Consider the following 18,520-nt stretch of genomic DNA (forward strand, 5'->3'; position numbering starts at 1 on the left):
ACTTCACGAAAACGACACGCCGGCCACTGACAACGCGGCGCGCTGCGGGTGCATCGGATTTCCCTGCGCCTCATCATCAATCTGACACATGGCAGGCCCACACTCGCGGCGCACCCAGGCAGTACCCACAAGCTTCATCGCAGCACCGCAGTCATCCCACCTATAAGAAAGAGGAAAGCCATGAGCCGTAATACCCGTCTGTGGCCGCTGGCCGCATTGGCCGCCGCATGCCTGTCCGCCTGTGGCGGCAGCGATTCCGGCAGCAGCGCCGCCACCCCCGCCGCCACCACGTCGGGCGTCGTCACCGGCAGCTACTTCGAGCATGCCAAGGTCTGTATCGACGCCAACAACAACGGCGCGTGCGACAGCAGCGAGGCCTCGGCCTTCACCGACGCTAAGGGCGCCTTTACCGTGAATGGCCAGGGCCCCGTGGTGGCCGAAATCGGCACGGATGCGTTCCGTAACGACGACGCCGGTGGCCATGCCGCCGTGACGCGCAAGCTGGTATTCCGCGCGCCGGCCAGCGCCAATGGCGTGGTCAGCGCCATCTCCACCGAACTGACCGCGCTGATGGACGGCAACGGCGGCAACCTCGACGCCGCCCGCAGCCAGCTGGCGGATCGCCTTGGTGTGGCCGCGGACAAGCTGCTGGAAGACCACAACAAGGAAACGGACGGCAAGATCAAGGCTGCGTTGCAGGGCGAGATCGAGCAGGCCATCGACCTGATCGCCAACGCGGTGGCCGCCGGCGGCAACATCGCCACCGCCATCAAGAACGGCGTGGCCCAGCGCGTGGCCATGAACAACATCAAGACCGTGGTGGTGATCTACGCCGAAAACCGCGGCTTCGACAACCTCTACGGCCTGTTCCCCGGCGCCAATGGCATTCCGGATGTGAACCCGAGCGCCGTCGGCACTGTGACCCCGCAAAAGGACTTCGACAATTCGACGCTGGCGTCGCTGCCGCCGACCTGGGGTGGTTTCACTGCCGCGGGCCAGTCCGTGACGCTGCCTGAAGTCAATACGGTGGGCTGGGCCAACAAGCCGTTCCGCATCGACGATCCGTTGGGCGTCAATGGCACGGGCGTGGTGGTGAACCAGAACGTGGTCACCCGCGACCTGGTCCACAAGTTCTACCAGAACCAGATGCAGATCAATGGCGGCAAGAACGACAAGTTCGCGGCCTTCTCGGACGCCGGCGGCCTCACCATGGGCTACTACGACGGCAGCGGCATGGCGATGTGGAAGATGGCCAAGGATTTCGTGCTGGCCGACAACTTCTTCATGGGCGCGTTCGGTGGTTCGTTCCTGAACCACCAGTACCTGGTCTGCGCCTGCGTGCCGACCTACCCGAACGCGGATACGTCAGTGGCAGCGAAATCGATCGCGGCCGTGGCCGCTGACGGCAAGAGCCTGCAGCTGACCGGCACCAGCTCCGCGAGCATCCTGTCCGCCCGAGCTTCGTACGTGAACGACGGCGCCATTACGCCGAAGGACCCGGCCACCGGCCTGTTCTACGCCGTGAACACGATGCAGCCGGCCTTCCAGCCAAGCGGCAACGCGCCGGCCTCGACCGATGCCACCAAGCTGCTGGCCGATCCGAACGCCGCCAGCACCCTGCCGCCGCAAACCCAGGACACCATCGCCACCTATCTCGACAAGCGCGGCGTGGACTGGGCCTGGTACGCGGGCGCATGGAAGACCGTGTCGGCCGATCGCACCAAGATCTACAACAACACGACGCCGAACTTCCAGGCCCACCACCAGCCGTTCAACTTCTTCGCCGCGTTCAGCCCGGTTGACCATGCCGACTACCGCACGGCCCACCTGAAGGATTTCGACAGCCAGTTCCTGGCCGATGCCGCCGCGGGCAAGCTGCCGGCCGTGACGTTCTACAAGCCGCAGGGCAACCTGAACCAGCACCCCGGTTACGCCAACGTGGCCGACGGCGACGCCCACATCGTCGACGTGATCCAGCAGCTGCAGAAGAGCCCGCAGTACAAGAACATGCTGATCGTGGTGACCTACGACGAAAACGGCGGCTTCTACGATCACGCTCCGGTGCCGACCGCCGATCGCTGGGGTCCGGGCACGCGTATTCCGGCGATCATCGTGTCGCCGTTCGCCAGGAAGGGCTTCGTGGACCATACGCAGTACGATACGGCATCGATCCTGCGCTTCATCACGCGCCGCTTTGCCCTGCCGACGCTGCCGGGCCTGAAGCTGCGTGACGACGCGCTGGTGGCCAATGGCAAGCCGGCCATGGGCGATCTGACCAACGCGCTGGCGTTCCCGGCGCAGTAAGACAGGCATCCGCCGACGGCAAGGGGCGGCCCGCGCAACGGGCCGCCCTTTTTTTCGTGGCGGACGCTGGCGGGGCGGCGTCGGCGGATCGCCGACAGGCAGCCGATTCCGGAGTGGCTATAGTCTTGTGAGTGCCATCCCAGCGCCAAGGAGCCCGTCATCGCCGCCTGGCATTCCGATATCCCCGCCCGCCTGGACCGCCTGCCGTGGTCCGCCTGGCACTGGCGCGTCGCCATCGCCCTGGGCATCGCCTGGTTGCTCGACGGCCTGGAGGTGACCCTGGTGGGCGCCGTCGGCGCTGTCCTGTCGCGGCCCGACACCCTGGGGCTCGATGCCACGCAGGTAGGCTGGTCCGGCTCCATCTATATATCAGGGGCGGTCATCGGCGCGCTGCTGTTTGGCCGCCTGGCCGACCGGCTGGGCCGCAAGAAACTGTTCCTGGCCACGCTGGCGGTCTATATGGCGGCCACCCTGGCCACGGCCTTCTCTCCCAATTTCGCGTTCTTCGCCGTCTGCCGGTTCCTGACCGGACTGGGCATCGGCGGCGAATACGCGGCCATCAACTCGGCCATCGACGAACTGATACCGGCCCGCGTGCGCGGACGCGTGAATCTGGCCATCAACGGCAGCTTCTGGATCGGCGCGGCACTGGGCGCCGGCCTGAGCCTGGTGCTGCTGGACCCGCGCGTATTCGGCCCGGTATGGGGCTGGCGCGTCTGCTTTGCGCTGGGCGCGGTCCTGGCCGTGGCGATCGTCCTGATCCGGCGGCATGTGCCGGAAAGCCCGCGCTGGCTGACGACACACGGCCGTCACGACGAAGCCGCGCGCGTGATTGCCAGCATCGAATCGGAAGTGGCGCGGCGGCATGGCGGGTTGCCGACCCTGGACGCAGCCGCCACGGTGGCCTACGCCGGCAAACCCGTTCCGGCGCTGGGCGAGATCATGCGCCTGCTGCTGCGCCGCTACCGCACGCGCAGTGTCGTCACGTTCGCGCTGATGGTGGCGCAGGCGTTCTTCTACAACGCGATCTTTTTCACCTACTCGCTGGTGCTGACCCGGTTCCAGGGCGTGCCCGAGGAACGCGTGGCGCTCTATATCTTCCCGTTCGCGCTGGGCAACGCGCTGGGCCCGCTGGTGCTGGGCCCGCTGTTCGACCGGATCGGACGGCGCAGGATGATCGCCGTCACCTATGTGCTGTCGGGCGTCGGCCTGGCCGCCACCGGCTGGGCGTTCATGCAGGGCTGGCTCGATGCACGCGCCCAGGCCCTGTGCTGGTCCGCCGTATTCTTCCTGGCGTCGGCCGCGGCAAGCTCCGCCTATCTGACCGCCAGCGAAGTCTTCCCGCTGGAGATGCGCGCCCTGGCGATTTCGGTGTTCTACGCCGTGGGCACGGGCACGGGCGGCTTCGTCGCACCCGTGCTGTTCGGCATGCTGATCGAAACCGGCAGCCGGGGCGCGGTGGCCGTTGGCTACGGCATCGGCGCCGCGCTCGTGATCGTGGCCGGCCTGCTGGCGCTCCGCTTCGGCGTGGATGCCGAGAGGCGTGCGCTGGAGGATATCGCGCCGCCGCTGGGGGCGGAACGCGATTGACGACACCCCGGCATTTTTGAGAACCGTCCCATTTCCATGACGGTATCCGGCCGGCAGACTGTCCTTGACCGCGCAATCCCGTGCGCCTTTTTGCCCATGATGGCGACGCGCAGTCCGAACTTGTGCTCACCACCTCTTATTCAATGGCATATCATTAAGCAAAATAATATGCTTTTGCATATTTTCTGCCGCTTCACTATGATAGTAAATATTGAATCCGTCTCCCCTCGTCATGTCAGCCTTCATCCCTCAGCTACGTTCGCTTCGAAAACTGCGAGACCTGTCGCTGGCTGACATCGGGCGCACCATCGGCATGGCGGGCTCCAACCTCTCCGTCGCCTTGAGCGGCAAGCAGGATGTGCGCGCCTCGACACTCGATGCGATTGCCTCTGCGCTGGACGCCGAGTGGGTGCTGGTGCCCAAGGAGCATCTGGCGGAGGTTCGGCAGACGCTGGCCGGCAAGGCTGCCGGACCCGACAGGGGCGCCCCGACTTCCGTCGATTTGCTGCTCGGGGATGAGACATGAGCGACGAACTCCGGCCGCGCTATCTGTCCGTGCACTTGCACGGCGTACTCTGTGGCTACCTCTGCGAAGCAGGGCGAACCACGCGCTTCGTGCCGGGCGAGCAGTTTCGCGGCGATCCCGGCCGGCCGACGCTCAGTCTGTCGCTGACCATCCCCGGCAATGAACCGTTGACTGGCACCATCCTGTCGAATCCGTTCCACCCCGCGGTCTACAACGTCGGCGGCGAACTTCCCCCCTACTTTGCCGGGCTGCTGCCCGAGGGCGAACTGCGCAAGCGGCTGGAAGCCACGCGTCACCATCCGGATGATCGCGACGACTTCGGCGTGCTGGCGGCGGCCGGCGAAGACCTGCCCGGGGCCTTGACCGTGCGCCCGGCCAATCTGGACACCTTGCCCGATCATGTCCGCACCATCGGGGTGACGGGTGGCGCGGACAACCTCGAGATCGCCGTCGTGGAAGGCGCGACCGAAGGTGCCGCCTCGGTGTCCGGCGTGCAGAACAAGCTGGCGCTGTCTACCGCGCACGCAGGCCGGCGCTACACCATGCCTACCCACGGGCGGCTGTCCGACCTGATCGCCAAGCTGCCGGCACGCAACGACGACAGCCAGATCTATAACGAATATGTGTCGATGCAACTGGCCCAGGCAGCCGGCGTGGCGGTGGCCGTGTGCCGGCCGCAGCCGCTGGCGGCCATCGATGTGCCGGGCCTGGCCGATGCGTTGGGCGCGGACCTGCACTTCCTGGCAGTGGACCGCTTCGATCGCGAGCCCGGCGGCCGGGTCCATGCCGAGGACGGCTGCCAGATCCTGACGCGCATGCCGGCACGCAAGTACGCCGGCAACGACGCCTACGTGGCCATCGTCCGGCTGCTGGACCGGCTGAGCGTACGCGGCATCGAAGACGTCCGGCAGTTCTTCATGCGGCAAGCCGTCCATACGCTGCTGGGCAACAGCGACGCTCACCTGAAGAACTTCTCGTTCCTCTATCGCAATGGCACGATGCCCGAGCTGTCGCCGGCCTATGACATCGTCAGCGTGGCCGCCCTGCCGGGCTTCGCGGCTTTCGGACAGAACGTCGCCATCGATCTTCTGCAACGCAGCCAGACACTGGAAACCTACCGGGACTTCGCGCGCGAAGCCCGGATTGCCGAGCGCATCGCCGTCGCCGCCGTGAAGGACGCCGTGACCATGGCCCAGGAACGGTGGCCCGCGCTGCTCGATTCGCTGCCGACGCCAGTGGCGATGAAGTCCGTGGTGCTCGAACGACTGCGCACCCTGCCGCTGGCATTGCTGCGCCGGCGATAACCGGGTACCACAATGCGGGACGCATTTTGAGACACGTCCCATTTTTTTCTGCTTGACGGCGGCCCAGAATGGTTGCGTCAGGCGCGAATCGCGCCGGCTTAACCAGACAATAGAGGGGTCAATCTCATGCAATATCAAGCAGAGCAGCATGTTGCGTTGAAGGACGTGGGGGCTGTGACGACGGACTACCCGCACGACGCGCAGTCGCGTGAAAGAGAGAAGGACGCCGATCCGGCAACCACATTGGGACTACGGAAACTGGCACCCGGCGAAACCTGCTCGATCATGGATTTGAAGGGGTGCCTTGCTGGCCGCAGGCCCCCGCCAAGCCGGCGAGACATCGCGCAAGCCGTGGACGACGCCGAGTCACCTGACATGCACGATGCCGATCCAACAACGACACTTGGCCTCCCCCCTCTCGCTCCGGGGCAAACTTGCTCCATCATGGACTTGAAAGGATGCCTGGCGGGCCGCAGGCAGGGCTCGCCCCTGACGGACGACGAAATCGAAGCGGCCATTGATGCCGAAGTCTGCGCAAGGTATCTCCGGAGCTTTGCATGATCGGGCTGGATACCAACATTCTCGTCCGGTTCTTTACCCGGGACGATCCCATCCTGACTGCCAAAGCAGACATGTTAATGGCGTCGCTTTCACGAAACGCTCCGGGTTACGTTGCCATTGCTGTACTGGTGGAACTGATCCGTGTCATGAGGAGAATCCGTGGAGCAACGCGATCTGAAGTGGCCCGGGTTCTTGAATGGCTGTTGAAAAGCCGGGAGTTGGTCATCGAGTCCCATGCCATCGTGGAATCGGCGTTTCTCCTATTCAGGGAGACGTCGGCAGATTTCCCCGACTGCCTGATCCAGCGAACCTGCCAGAGCGCCGGCTGCCATCACACGGCCACCTTCGACCGCAAGGCCGCCCGTGCCATCGGCATGAGGCTGGCGCTATGAGGCAAGGCGGACGCTCAACTCAGGCCGTCCAGCACCAGATGCTGTCCGTGCATGGCCTCTGCCCCGTCCGATGCCAGGAATGCCACCGCCCGCGCGGCGGCGCCGGTGGATACCCACTGCGCCGGATCGGCCGACGGCATGGCGTGGCGGTTGGCGGGCGTATCGAGAATGCTGGGGGCAATGCTGTTGACGTTGATGCCCGAGCTTCTGACTTCGTGCGACAGGCTTTCCACCAGCCGCTGCAGCGCGCTCTTGGAAGCGGTATAGGCGCCCATCGCGGCCGCGCCGCTGGCGGCACCGCGCGCGGAAACGGCCACGACCTTGCCGCTGCGCTGAAACATCATGGCCGGAATGAAATGGCCCGTGACGGCGACGAACGACCAGGCGTTCAGGTCCATCATGCGCTGCCAGGATTCGCGGCTCAAGGCGTGGGTGGGCTCGCCCATCTCGAAGCCGCCGGCCACGTGCACCAGCACATCGACCGTGCCGAACGCGTCGAGGATGGCGGCCGCCACGGGGGCCATCGCCGTATCGGAGGTCACGTCGGCCGCGTGCAGCAGCGTGCCGCCGTGGTCGGGCTCGGGGTGCGCAAACACGCTCTGCAGGTGCTGCAGGTTGTGGTCGATCAGCGCCAGCCGTGCGCCCTCTCCGGCGAACCGGCTGGCCACGGCGCGACCCAGCGCGCCGGCGGCGCCGGTAATGACGACATGACGACGGGGTGCCTTGGCTTCCATGGTGAACTCCGGCAAAAACGGTCCTTCCACCATAGTGCCTTGACCGGGACTCCGCCAGCGCCGGTCCGGGCGCTGACTCGCAGCCCGGCCCGGCGCGCCCAACTGTACAGCAAGCGGCACCGGCATCTGTGTATGGCCGCCCGGCCGATGTTCGGGCAAGATGCCGCACCGCCCCTAGCCGGGCCTACCGTACCAGGACAAGGAAGTGCCCCTCACCCGCATCAAGCAGAGCGAAACCCTGCTGGCCGTGCTGGCCCTGATCGGCTCCATGGCGTCGCTATGCGTCGGGACATCGTTTGCCAAGAGCCTGTTCGGCGCCATTGGCGCCCAGGGCACGGTTGCGCTGCGCGTCGGCTTTGCGGCGTTGATCCTGATCGCGGTCTGGCGGCCGTGGCGCTTCCCGTTGTCGGGCAAGCATGCCCGCGCCATTGCGCTATATGGGGCGGCACTGGGAGCCACGAACCTGCTGTTCTATATGTCGCTGCGCACCATCCCGCTGGGGTTGGCGATCGCCATCGAATTCACGGGCCCACTGGCCGTTGCGGTGTTGTCGTCCCGCAAGGCCATCGATTTTCTCTGGATTGCCTGCGCTGTGGCTGGCCTTGTCCTGCTGCTGCCGCTGGGCGAGGCCGCGACCCATCTGGATCCGGTGGGTATTGGCTATGCGTTGGCGGCCGGCGTGGGCTGGGCGCTCTATATTGTGTTCGGCCAGATGGCAGGCAACGCGCATGGCGGCCAGGCGACTTCGCTGGGCATGACCATGGCGGCGCTGGTTGCGCTGCCTTTCGGCCTTGGCCATGCCGGCACGCAGATCTTCAGCCCCGGGCTGCTGCTCTCCGGTCTGGCGGTCGGCCTGATGTCGAGCGCGATTCCCTATTCGCTGGAGATGGTGGCACTGAAGCGGCTGCCGCGCAGGACCTTTGGCATTCTGCTGAGTCTGGAGCCGGCCATGGGTGCCCTGGCGGGCCTGGCATTCCTGCACGAACAGCTCACGGCCATCCAGTGGGTGGCCATTGCCGCCATCATCACGGCGTCGATTGGCTGTACGGCGACATCGCGCGGCAAGCACTGACGGCCTGTCAAACCGCCCGTCGTGGGCTCGAACGCGGGCTAGTTGTCCGCGAACCAGTCGCGCGGCAGCCAATGCGCGCGTTGTGGCCGGTGCGCGCGGTCCTGCGCCTCGACCAGCGACAGGCTGACCTCATGCAGAAAGCTGTCCTCCGGATTGCGACGTGCGGCAAATCCGCAATCGCGCATGATGGCAAGCATGCGCCGGTTCTCGCTCAGCACGTCGCCACGCATACCCTGGAGCCGGCGGGTCCTCGCAATCTGTTGCAGCCGTTGGATCAACCGCCGGCCCAACCCCTGCCCTTGCCAGTCGTCCGCCACCACCACGGCCAGTTCCGCCACGTTGTCGGCATTCACCACGTATTCGGCGTTGGCGACGATCGATTCGCCACCATCCTCGGCGTGCACGGTCACCACTATGGCGGCGTCCCGGTGCGGATGGTGGGCGACAAAGCCTTGGATGATGTCGTCCGACACCCGGCCTCCGGTCAGAAACCGGTAGTAACGGCTCTCACGCGACAGGCCATCCACAAATGCGCGCAGCCCTGCCTGGTCCGCTGCCCGTACCGCACGCACCGTCACCTGTTGGCCACCGCGTGCTGTCCACCGTTCTTCGGTAATCCGCGAACCCGTGCTGCTGTCGCCTGCGTCGTCGCCATCGCTCATGGCCCACCCCTGACTTCATCTTCTGTAGGCAGAACTATAGTCGAAACCCTGACTTTTTCAAATGAAGTTAGAGTGCTATCCTCAAATCATGAATACGTCACTGCCGCCGCCTGTGTCGCCCGAGGCCTTCGCGCAATGCTCGATCGCGGCCACGCTATCGCTGATCGGCGAAAAGTGGACAATTCTTATCTTGCGCGACGTGTTTTCGGGGGTCCAACGTTTCGATGACTTTCTGGAGCGGCTCCAGTGCTCGCCCGCCGTGCTGTCGGCGCGGCTGAAGACGCTGACGGAAGCCGGGCTGCTGCGCAAGGTTAGCTACAAGACGCCAGGCGAGCGCGAGCGCTTTGCCTACCGCCCGACCCGTGCCGCCGTGGAGCTGTTGCCGGTGATCGTCGGCCTGATGCAGTGGGGCGATGCCCATATGAAGGCCGAAGGCCAGGGGCCGGCGGAGATCCGCTCGCGGGTCAACGGACTCAAGGTGCGCGCCGCACTGATCGACGAAGCCGATCAACTGGTCTCCCCTTCCGACATGCAGCTGATTTCCCTGCTGCCCCAGCCCGAAAAGGCCGACTGACCCCAAGACCCTGCGGCCTGCGCACGCACCGGCGCCGCACATTGCACCGCACCATAGCCGTGCGTCCGCCCAACTCTGGCGCCGCACCATGATGCGGATTAGTGCATCATACGGCACTATCTAGCGCATTTTCCCTTCTCGAAGTCTCCAAACCACCACTTGGTGGGGCTGGCATATCGCTTGCGATAGGAAGCGTGGGCCGGTCAACGGCGATCTGCCCACCCCACACAGCACGACTGCTATCCGTAGGTAGCAGCCGTCAGGACAACGGCGTCCCCAGAACTGGCTCATCAGCGCCAGCCTCTCGGGACGCCTTTTGTTTTTGGAGCCCAAGAATGAACGGCAAAGCCACCCGGATCGATCTGCTAAGTCTGAAGACCCCGCAGATGCGCGCCTTCCACCTGACCTGGATGGCGTTCTTCGTCTGTTTCTTCGCCTGGTTTGCCTGCGCGCCGCTGATGCCGGTGCTCAAGGGCGAGTTTGGCCTGACCGCCGGCCAGATTGCCAATATCAATATCGCCGCCGTGGCCGTGACCATCCTGGTGCGTCTGGTGATCGGCCCGATGTGCGACCGCTTCGGTCCGCGCAAGACGTACACCGGCCTGCTGGCCATCGGTGCGATGCCGGTGATCGGCGTGGCGTTTGCCCAGAACTACGAGACCTTCCTGTTTTTCCGCCTGCTGATTGGGGCGGTGGGTGCGAGCTTCGTCATCACGCAGTACCACACGTCGGTGATGTTCGCGTCGAACGTGGTGGGCACCGCCAATGCGGCGTCGGCCGGCTGGGGTAACGCGGGCGGCGGCGCCGCACAGGGCGCGATGCCGCTGCTGCTGGCCGCCGTACTGTTCCTGGGCGTGGACCACGCCATGGGCTGGCGCGTGGCGCTGATCGTGCCGGGCGTGCTGATGCTGATCATGGCCGTCGTCTACTGGCGCTTCACGCAGGACTGCCCCGAAGGCAACTTCTCGGACCTGCGCGCCCGCGGCATCGCCGTGAGCGGCGGCAAGGGCGGTGGCGGCTGGGCCAGCTTCCGCGCGGCCAGCGCAAACTACCGCGTCTGGATGCTGTTCATCACGTACGGCGCATGCTTCGGCGTGGAAATTTTCATCCACAACGTGGCCGCCACCTACTACGTCGACCACTTCGGCCTGTCGCTGTCCGCCGCCGGCATGGCCGCTGCCAGCTTCGGCCTGCTGGCGCTGTTCGCCCGGGCATTGGGCGGCTACGTGTCGGATCGCGTGGCCCGCCACCGTGGTCTCGACGCGCGGTCGATCGTGCTGTTCGTCTTCATTCTGGGCGAAGGCCTGGGCCTGCTGGCATTTGCGCATGCCGCGGGCGTGGTCACCGCCGTCGCCGCCATGCTGACGTTCGGCCTGTTCACCCACATGGCCTGCGGCGCCACCTACGCGCTGGTGCCGTTCATCGACCGCAAGGCGCTGGGCGGCGTGGCCGGGATCATCGGCGCTGGCGGCAACGTCGGCGCGGTGGCCGCGGGCTTCCTGATGAAAGGCCTGGGCGACCTGCAGCAGACGCTGACGTACCTGGGCGTGGCCGCCACGCTGGCCGCGCTGTGCGCCATCGCCGTGCGCTTCAGCGCCGAGCACAAGGCGCAGGAACAAGCCCTGTACGACAGCGCGCTGGCCAACTGATCGACGCCAACAAACCACGTTACGACTCTCCGGACAAGGAAAGCATCATGAAGATCATCATCGTCGGGCACGGCATGGTCGGCCACAAGTTCCTGGAATGCCTGGCAGAGGCCGGCGCACAAGACCTGGAAGTGACGGTGCTCTGCGAGGAGCCGCGCCCCGCCTACGATCGCGTCCACCTGTCGGAGTTCTTCGCCGGCAAGTCGGCCGATGACCTGTCGCTGGTGCCGGCGGGCTTCTTCGACCAGCACAACAACATGCTGCTGCGCCTGAATGCCAAGGCCACGGCCATCGATACGGCCGCGAAGACGGTCACCACGTCCACCGGCGAAACGCTGCCCTACGACAAGCTGGTGCTGGCCACCGGCTCGTACCCGTTCGTGCCGCCGCTGCCGGGCAAGGACCGCAAGGACACCTTCGTCTACCGCACCATCGAAGACCTGGAGGCGATGCTGGAATGCGGCCGCCGCGCCCGGTCGGGCGTGGTCATCGGCGGCGGCCTGCTGGGGCTGGAGTGCGCCAAGGCGCTGCGCGACATGAACCTGGACACCCACGTGGTGGAGTTCGCCCCGCGCCTGATGGCCGTGCAGGTCGACGACGGCGGCGGCCGCATGCTGCGCCAGAAGATCGAAGACCTCGGCGTGAAGGCGCACACGGGCAAGAACACCGTGGAGATCGTCGATGGCGTGGACGGCACGCACCGCATGAACTTTACCGATGGCACGCATCTGGACACCGACATGATCGTGTTCTCGGCCGGGATTCGTCCGCGTGACGAACTGGCCCGCGACAGCGGCCTGGCCATTGGTCCGCGCGGCGGCATCGTGATCGACGACAACTGCCTGACCTCGCACCCGGACGTCTACGCCATCGGCGAATGCGCGCTGTGGGACGGCAAGATCTACGGCCTGGTGGCCCCGGGCTACGATATGGCCCGCGTGGCCGCCCGCCATCTGCGGGGCGAGGCCGCCCGGTTCACCGGCGCCGACATGAGCACCAAGCTCAAGCTGATGGGCGTGGACGTGGCCAGCATCGGCGACCCGCACGGCAATGCGCCGGGCAGCCGCTCGTACCAGTTCACCGACGAGCGCAAGCAGGTCTACAAGAAGCTGGTGGTGTCCGATTGCGGCAAGTACCTGCTCGGCGGCGTGCTGGTGGGCGATGCCGCCGAATACGGCACGCTGCTGCAGATGATGCTGAACCGCATCGAGCTGCCCGAATCGCCGGAATTCCTGATCCTGCCGTCGTCGGATGGACAGGCCCGGCCGGCACTGGGCGCCGACGCGCTGCCCGACACGGCCCAGATCTGCTCGTGCAACAACGTCAGCAAGGGCCAGATCTGCGCGGCCGTGACCGATGGCGCCACCAGCATCGGCGCGCTGAAGTCGTGCACCAAGGCCGGCACGGCCTGCGGCGGCTGCGTGCCGCTGGTCACGCAGATCATGAAGGCCGAGATGAAGAAACAGGGCATGGCCGTGAACAACCATGTCTGCGAGCACTTCCCGTACTCGCGCCAGGAGCTGTACCACCTGGTGCGCGTGGGCAAGATCAAGACCTTCGACGACCTGCTGGCCGCGCATGGCAAGGGGCTGGGCTGCGACATCTGCAAGCCCACCGTGGGCAGCATCCTGGCATCGTGCTGGAACGAATTCGTGCTCAAGGAAGAACATGCGAGCCTGCAGGATTCGAACGACTACTTCCTTGCCAATATCCAGAAGGACGGCACCTATTCCGTGGTGCCGCGCATGCCCGGCGGCGAAGTCACGCCAGACGGCCTGATCGCCGTGGGCCACGTGGCCAAGAAGTACGGTCTGTACACCAAGATCACCGGCGGCGCGCGGGTGGACATGTTCGGCGCCCGCCTGGAAGAACTGCCGCTGATCTGGGAAGAACTGGTGGCGGCCGGGTTCGAATCCGGCCACGCCTACGGCAAGTCGCTGCGCACGGTGAAGTCGTGCGTGGGCTCCACGTGGTGCCGCTACGGCGTGGACGACTCGGTCGGCCTGGCCATCGACATCGAAAACCGCTACAAGGGCCTGCGCGCGCCGCACAAGATCAAGTTTGGCGTATCGGGCTGCACCCGCGAGTGCGCCGAAGCCCAGGGCAAGGACGTGGGCATCATCGCCACCGAAAAGGGCTGGAACCTCTACGTCTGCGGCAACGGCGGCATGAAGCCGCGCCACGCCGAACTGCTGGCCGGCGACCTGGACCGCGACACGCTGATCCGCTACGTCGACCGCTTCCTGATGTTCTACGTACGCACCGCCGACCGCCTGCAACGCACCAGCACCTGGCGCGACAACCTCGAAGGCGGCCTGGACTACCTGAAGGCCGTGGTCATCGACGACAAGCTGGGCATCGGCGCCGAACTGGAAGCCGAAATGCAGCACGTGGTGGACACCTACGAGGACGAGTGGAAGAAAGCCATCACCGACCCGGAAACCCGCAAGCGATTCCGCCACTTCGTCAACAGCGACCTGCGCGACGACAACCTGGTCTTCCTGGAAGCGCGCGGCCAGATCCGCCCCGCCACGCCGGAGGAACGGAACTTGCAGCGTTCCCGCCTGAGCCACATTCCCGTGGTCGCCGTGCCCGCAAAAGCAGCCTGACACAAGGAGAACGTGATGAGCCAAACCCACCATCCCGAAACCTGGACCGCGATTTGCACCTTGCGCGATATCGTGCCCAATACTGGTGTCTGCGCACTGGTCGACAGGCAGCAGGTAGCGGTCTTCCGCGTCGGCCGCGGCGAAGCGGTCTACGCCATCGCCAATTTCGACCCCAATTCGCAGGCCAACGTGCTGTCGCGCGGGCTGGTCGGCAGCCTCGGCGAGCGCGTGGTGGTGGCGTCGCCGATCTACAAGCATCACTTCGACCTGCGCACCGGCGAGTGCCTGGAGGCGCCCGAGCACTCGGTCAACGCCTACGCCGCGCGCGTCTATGACGGCAAGGTCTGGGTGGCCGCCTCGGTCGTCCAGCGCGAGGCCGAGGCGGGCAAGGTCGAGGAAGAAATGGCCGCCTGACCCGCAGCCCAGCTGCCAACACGCCAACACGTCCACACGCCCACACGTCATTACGCCAACAGGCCCCCAGGAAGATGATGTCCACGACGCCCCCCGCCTCGTCTCCCGCCACCCCGGCCAAGCCACGGCTGGTGGTGGTTGGCAACGGCATGGCCGCCATGCGCACGGTCGAGGAACTGCTGAAGCTCGCGCCGGACCTGTACGACATCACGGTGTTCGGCGCCGAGCCGCACGGCAACTACAACCGCATCCTGCTGAGCCCGGTGCTCGCCGGCGAAAAGACCGTCGACGACATCATGCTCAACACGCGCGACTGGTACGCGCAAAACGGCATCGAACTGCTGGCCGGCGACCCCGTGGTGGCCATCGACCGGCCGCGCCGCACCGTGCGCTCGGCTTCCGGCAAGGCCGTCCACTACGACCGCCTGCTGCTGGCCACGGGCTCCAGGCCGTTCATCATTCCGGTACCCGGTCATACGCTGGACGGCGTGATCGCCTTCCGCGACATCCAGGACGTGGAAACCATGCTGCACGCCGCGCGCAACCATCGCCACGCGGTGGTGATCGGCGGCGGCCTGCTGGGTCTGGAGGCCGCCAATGGCCTCATGCGGCAAGGCATGGATGTCACCGTGGTGCATCTGGCCGACAGCCTGATGGAGCGCCAGCTGGACAAACCCGCCGCCGACCTGCTCAAGCTGGCGCTCGAACGCAAGGGCCTGCGCTTTCTGCTAAGCGCCCAGACGGCCGGCATTCTTGGCCAGGACCGCGTGGCCGGCGTGCTGTTCAAGGACGGCACGCGGATTCCGGCCGATCTGGTGGTGATGACCGCCGGCGTGCGCCCCAATATCGAGCTGGCCGCCGGCGCCGGCCTGCGTTGCGAGCGCGCCATCGTGGTGGACGACACGCTGCAGACCTTCGATCCGCGCATCTACGCCGTGGGCGAATGCGTGCAGCACCGCAATGCCACGTTTGGCCTGGTGGCCCCGATCTGGGACCAGGCCCGCGTCTGCGCCGCGCATCTGGCCGGCGCCGGGCATCGGCGCTACGTGCAGCAGGCCACGGCCACCAAGCTCAAGGTGACGGGTGTGGACCTGTACTCGGCCGGCGATTTCATCGGCGCCGAAGGCAGCGAGGACCTCGTCCTGCGCGATCCGCGCCGCGGTGTCTACAAGCGCCTGGTCCTGCAGGACGGCCGGCTGGTCGGCGCCGTGCTGTATGGCGACGTGAAGGATGGCCCGTGGTATTTCGACCTGATCCAGTCCGGCAAGCCCGTGGCCGCGCTGCGTCAGCGCCTGCTGTTTGGCCAGGCGCAATGCGAGGCCCTGGCGGCCTGACACAAGCTCCCCGGCCCGCGCCGCCCCCGACCGAAGAGAGTCTGCCGTGAACCTGTCCGATATTGCCGTGGTTGCCACCACCTCCACCAAGACGGTCTCCACCACCTGCCCGTACTGCGGCGTGGGCTGCGGCGTACGCGCCACCGCGCGCGCCGACGGCCAGGTGGATGTACAAGGCGATGCCGACCACGCGTCGAACCATGGCCGCCTGTGCGTCAAGGGCTCGGCGCTGGGCGACACGGTCAGCCTGGACGGCCGCCTGCTCCATCCCCAACTGCGCGATGCCGACGGATCGCTGCGTCGCGTGAGCTGGGACCAGGCGCTCGACAAGGTGGCCAGCGGCTTTGCCGACGTCATCGCCAGGCACGGCCCCGACGCCGTGGCCCTGTACGTGTCGGGCCAGATCCTGACCGAGGACTACTACATCGCCAACAAGCTGATGAAGGGCTTTATCGGTTCGGCCAACATCGACACCAATTCGCGGCTGTGCATGTCGTCGGCCGTGGCCGGCCACAAGCGCGCGTTTGGCGAAGACCTGGTGCCGTGCAGCTACGAAGACCTGGAACAGGCCGATCTGGTGGTGCTGGTGGGCTCGAACACGGCCTGGTGCCATCCGATCCTGTTCCAGCGCCTGACCCGCGCCAAGGAAGCACGGCCCGACATGAAGATCGTGGCCATCGATCCGCGCCGCACCGCCACCTGCGAACTGGCCGACCTGCACCTGCCGCTGCGCCCCGGCACTGACGTACGGCTGTTCAACGGCCTGCTTGGCTACCTGGCGCGCCACGGCCACACCGATGCGGCCTTTGTCGATGCCCATACGGCCGGCCTGGACGACGCGCTGGCCGTGGCCAACGCCGATGGCGCCGATGCCGCGGACCTGACCGCCCTGGCCCGTGCCTGCAAGCTCGATCCGCAGGACCTGCAGGCGTTCTTCGCACTGTTCGCCGGTACGCAAAAGGTCGTCACGGCGTTCTCGATGGGTGTGAACCAGTCGTCGGCGGGCACCGACAAGGTCAACAGCATCATCAACTGCCATCTGCTGACCGGCCGCATCGGCCGTCCGGGCATGGGTCCGTTCTCGCTGACCGGGCAGCCCAACGCCATGGGCGGGCGCGAAGTGGGCGGGCTGGCCAATATGCTGGCCGCGCACATGGAACTGGCCAACCCGGTGCATCGCGACATCGTGCAGGACTTCTGGCAGTCGCCGCACATGGCCGACAAGGCCGGCCTCAAGGCCGTGGACCTGTTCAACGCCATCGAGGCCGGCCAGGTCAAGGCCGTGTGGGTCATCGCCACCAACCCGGTGGTCAGCCTGCCCGACGCGGACCAGGCACGCCGTGCGCTGGCCAGGTGCGAACTGGTGGTGTCGTCGGACATCGTCACGCACACCGATACCAATGACGCCGCGCACGTGCTGCTGCCCGCGCTGGGCTGGGGCGAGAAGGACGGCACGGTCACCAACTCCGAGCGCCGCATTTCGCGCCAGCGCGCCTTCCTGCCGGCCCCCGGCGAGGCCCGCGCCGACTGGGACATCCTGTGCGACGTGGCCCGCCGCATGGGTTTTGCCGGCTTCGACTACCAGACCCCGCACGAGATCTTCGACGAACACGCGCGGCTCTCGGCGTGGCGAAACGGCGATGCCAGCGACCGCGACGCGCCGCGCATGTTCGATATCGGCGGTCTGGTCGGGCTGACCCAGGACGAATACGACGCCTTCGCGCCGGTGCAATGGCCGTACCGCGCCGCCACGCCGGGTGGTACCGAGCGCCTGTTCGAGGACGGCCGCTATGCGTTTGCCGATGGCCGCGCCCGTTTCGTGCCGACCGCGGCCCGCGCGCCGGCCCACGCGGCCGACGACGAATTCCCGCTGATCCTGAACACGGGCCGCGTGCGCGACCAGTGGCACACCATGACGCGCACCGGCAAGGCCGCGCGGCTGTCCGACCACCTGCCCGAGCCGTTCGTCGACATGCACCCGCAGGACGCGCTGCTGTGCGGCGTGGGCGAAGGCAAGCTCGCCCGCGTGACCAGCCGCTGGGGCGCCATGGTGGCCCGGGTGCGGTTTGGCGGGGGCATTGCGCGGGGCAGCGTGTTCGTGCCGATTCACTGGAACGATCAGTTCAGTTCCGATGCGCGCGTGGGCGCCGTGGTCAATCCGGTGGTCGATCCGGTCTCGGGCGAGCCCGAGTTCAAGCACACGCCGGTGCGCGTGGAGGAATTCCGAGTCTCGTGGCACGGCTTCGTGCTGAGCCGCAACGCGCTGCCAGCCGATTCGCTGACCTACTGGACGCGCATCCAGGGCAAGCAGTTTCAGCGTTACGAATTCGCCGGCCGGGAAACCGTCGCTGACCGCGCCGCCTGGGCGCGGGCCCTGCTGGGCGTGCACGACCCCGACGCGGACTGGCTTGAATACGAAGACCGCTCGGCCGGGGTCTATCACGCGGGGTTCGTGGTCAACGACCGGCTGGAAGCGTGCGTCTACGTGTCCACGCGGGCCGATCTGCCGTCGCGCGCCTGGCTTTCGCAACTGTTCGGGCAGGATCGGCTGGAAGACCCCGACCGTATCGGCCTGCTGCTGGGCCAGCCGATGGAGAAGACCGCCGATGCCGGCCCCACGGTGTGCGCCTGCTTCGGCGTGGGCCGCAATACGATCTGCGACGCCGTGCGCAAGCACGACCTCAAGACGCCGGCCGACATCACCGCCTGCGTGAAGGCCGGCGGCAACTGCGGGTCTTGCGTGCCGGAACTGCGCAAGCTGCTGGCGGAGATCCGGATCGCCGAAGCCGCCTGAG

At 66.5% G+C, this 18,520-nt stretch carries 15 protein-coding genes; 13 read left to right on the plus strand and 2 right to left on the minus strand.

The genetic code is table 11. The features are described 5' to 3' along the window. The first annotated feature begins 180 nt into the window (after positions 1-180). The 6 genes from acpA to AC24R4_RS02680 all read left to right on the plus strand — a co-directional run bounded on the left by acpA (position 181) and on the right by AC24R4_RS02680 (position 6,677). Entirely contained in the window at positions 181-2,304 is a 2,124-nt protein-coding gene (gene acpA / locus AC24R4_RS02655; protein WP_400395742.1) for an acid phosphatase, read from the plus strand. A 159-nt stretch (positions 2,305-2,463) separates the two neighbouring features. Beyond that, positions 2,464-3,894, plus strand: a complete 1,431-nt coding sequence (locus tag AC24R4_RS02660; RefSeq protein WP_400395744.1) for an MFS transporter — start codon at positions 2,464-2,466, stop codon at positions 3,892-3,894. A gap of 232 nt (positions 3,895-4,126) precedes the next feature. Beyond that, positions 4,127-4,420 carry a helix-turn-helix domain-containing protein gene (locus tag AC24R4_RS02665; RefSeq protein ID WP_487522166.1) on the plus strand — a complete coding sequence of 98 codons (294 nt, stop codon included), beginning with the start codon at positions 4,127-4,129 and terminating at the stop codon, positions 4,418-4,420. Continuing rightward, complete coding sequence (locus tag AC24R4_RS02670) at positions 4,417-5,724, plus strand: type II toxin-antitoxin system HipA family toxin (protein WP_153948036.1); 1,308 nt, start codon at positions 4,417-4,419, stop codon at positions 5,722-5,724. Before AC24R4_RS02665 ends, AC24R4_RS02670 begins: the two co-directional genes overlap by 4 nt. Before the next feature lie 126 nt (positions 5,725-5,850). Further along, complete coding sequence (locus AC24R4_RS02675; protein ID WP_487522167.1) at positions 5,851-6,285, plus strand: hypothetical protein; 435 nt, start codon at positions 5,851-5,853, stop codon at positions 6,283-6,285. Beyond that, entirely contained in the window at positions 6,282-6,677 is a 396-nt protein-coding gene (locus tag AC24R4_RS02680; RefSeq protein ID WP_487522168.1) for a type II toxin-antitoxin system VapC family toxin, read from the plus strand. Before AC24R4_RS02675 ends, AC24R4_RS02680 begins: the two co-directional genes overlap by 4 nt. A 14-nt stretch (positions 6,678-6,691) precedes the next feature. Here AC24R4_RS02680 and AC24R4_RS02685 read toward each other — a convergent pair whose 3' ends face one another. Then, on the minus strand, positions 6,692-7,411 hold the full coding sequence (locus AC24R4_RS02685) for an SDR family NAD(P)-dependent oxidoreductase (protein ID WP_487522169.1): 720 nt from the start codon (positions 7,409-7,411) through the stop codon (positions 6,692-6,694). 205 nt (positions 7,412-7,616) lie between these two features. Between AC24R4_RS02685 and AC24R4_RS02690 the strand changes: the two genes are divergently transcribed. Beyond that, positions 7,617-8,483: an EamA family transporter gene (locus tag AC24R4_RS02690; RefSeq protein ID WP_400397465.1), complete on the plus strand. Its 867-nt coding sequence runs from the start codon at positions 7,617-7,619 to the stop codon at positions 8,481-8,483. A gap of 38 nt (positions 8,484-8,521) precedes the next feature. Here AC24R4_RS02690 and AC24R4_RS02695 read toward each other — a convergent pair whose 3' ends face one another. Continuing rightward, positions 8,522-9,145 (minus strand): N-acetyltransferase family protein, encoded by a 624-nt coding sequence (locus tag AC24R4_RS02695; protein ID WP_487522170.1) that lies wholly within the window; start codon positions 9,143-9,145, stop codon positions 8,522-8,524. Positions 9,146-9,233: 88 nt separating this feature from the next. Between AC24R4_RS02695 and AC24R4_RS02700 the strand changes: the two genes are divergently transcribed. The 6 genes from AC24R4_RS02700 to AC24R4_RS02725 all read left to right on the plus strand — a co-directional run bounded on the left by AC24R4_RS02700 (position 9,234) and on the right by AC24R4_RS02725 (position 18,519). After that, on the plus strand, positions 9,234-9,719 hold the full coding sequence (locus AC24R4_RS02700) for a winged helix-turn-helix transcriptional regulator (RefSeq protein WP_400394337.1): 486 nt from the start codon (positions 9,234-9,236) through the stop codon (positions 9,717-9,719). A 335-nt stretch (positions 9,720-10,054) separates the two neighbouring features. Next, positions 10,055-11,368 (plus strand): MFS transporter, encoded by a 1,314-nt coding sequence (locus tag AC24R4_RS02705; RefSeq protein ID WP_400394335.1) that lies wholly within the window; start codon positions 10,055-10,057, stop codon positions 11,366-11,368. Between the two features lie 47 nt (positions 11,369-11,415). Then, positions 11,416-13,977: a nitrite reductase large subunit NirB gene (gene nirB / locus AC24R4_RS02710; RefSeq protein ID WP_400394333.1), complete on the plus strand. Its 2,562-nt coding sequence runs from the start codon at positions 11,416-11,418 to the stop codon at positions 13,975-13,977. 15 nt (positions 13,978-13,992) lie between these two features. Continuing rightward, positions 13,993-14,391, plus strand: a complete 399-nt coding sequence (gene nirD / locus AC24R4_RS02715) for a nitrite reductase small subunit NirD (RefSeq protein ID WP_400394331.1) — start codon at positions 13,993-13,995, stop codon at positions 14,389-14,391. 74 nt (positions 14,392-14,465) lie between these two features. After that, positions 14,466-15,725, plus strand: coding sequence for an NAD(P)/FAD-dependent oxidoreductase (locus AC24R4_RS02720; protein ID WP_400394329.1), 1,260 nt, complete (start codon positions 14,466-14,468; stop codon positions 15,723-15,725). Positions 15,726-15,771: 46 nt separating this feature from the next. Then, on the plus strand, positions 15,772-18,519 hold the full coding sequence (locus AC24R4_RS02725; protein WP_487522171.1) for a molybdopterin-dependent oxidoreductase: 2,748 nt from the start codon (positions 15,772-15,774) through the stop codon (positions 18,517-18,519). Position 18,520: the final 1 nt, after the last annotated feature.

The sequence above is a fragment of the Cupriavidus sp. CER-90 genome, assembly GCF_057652055.1.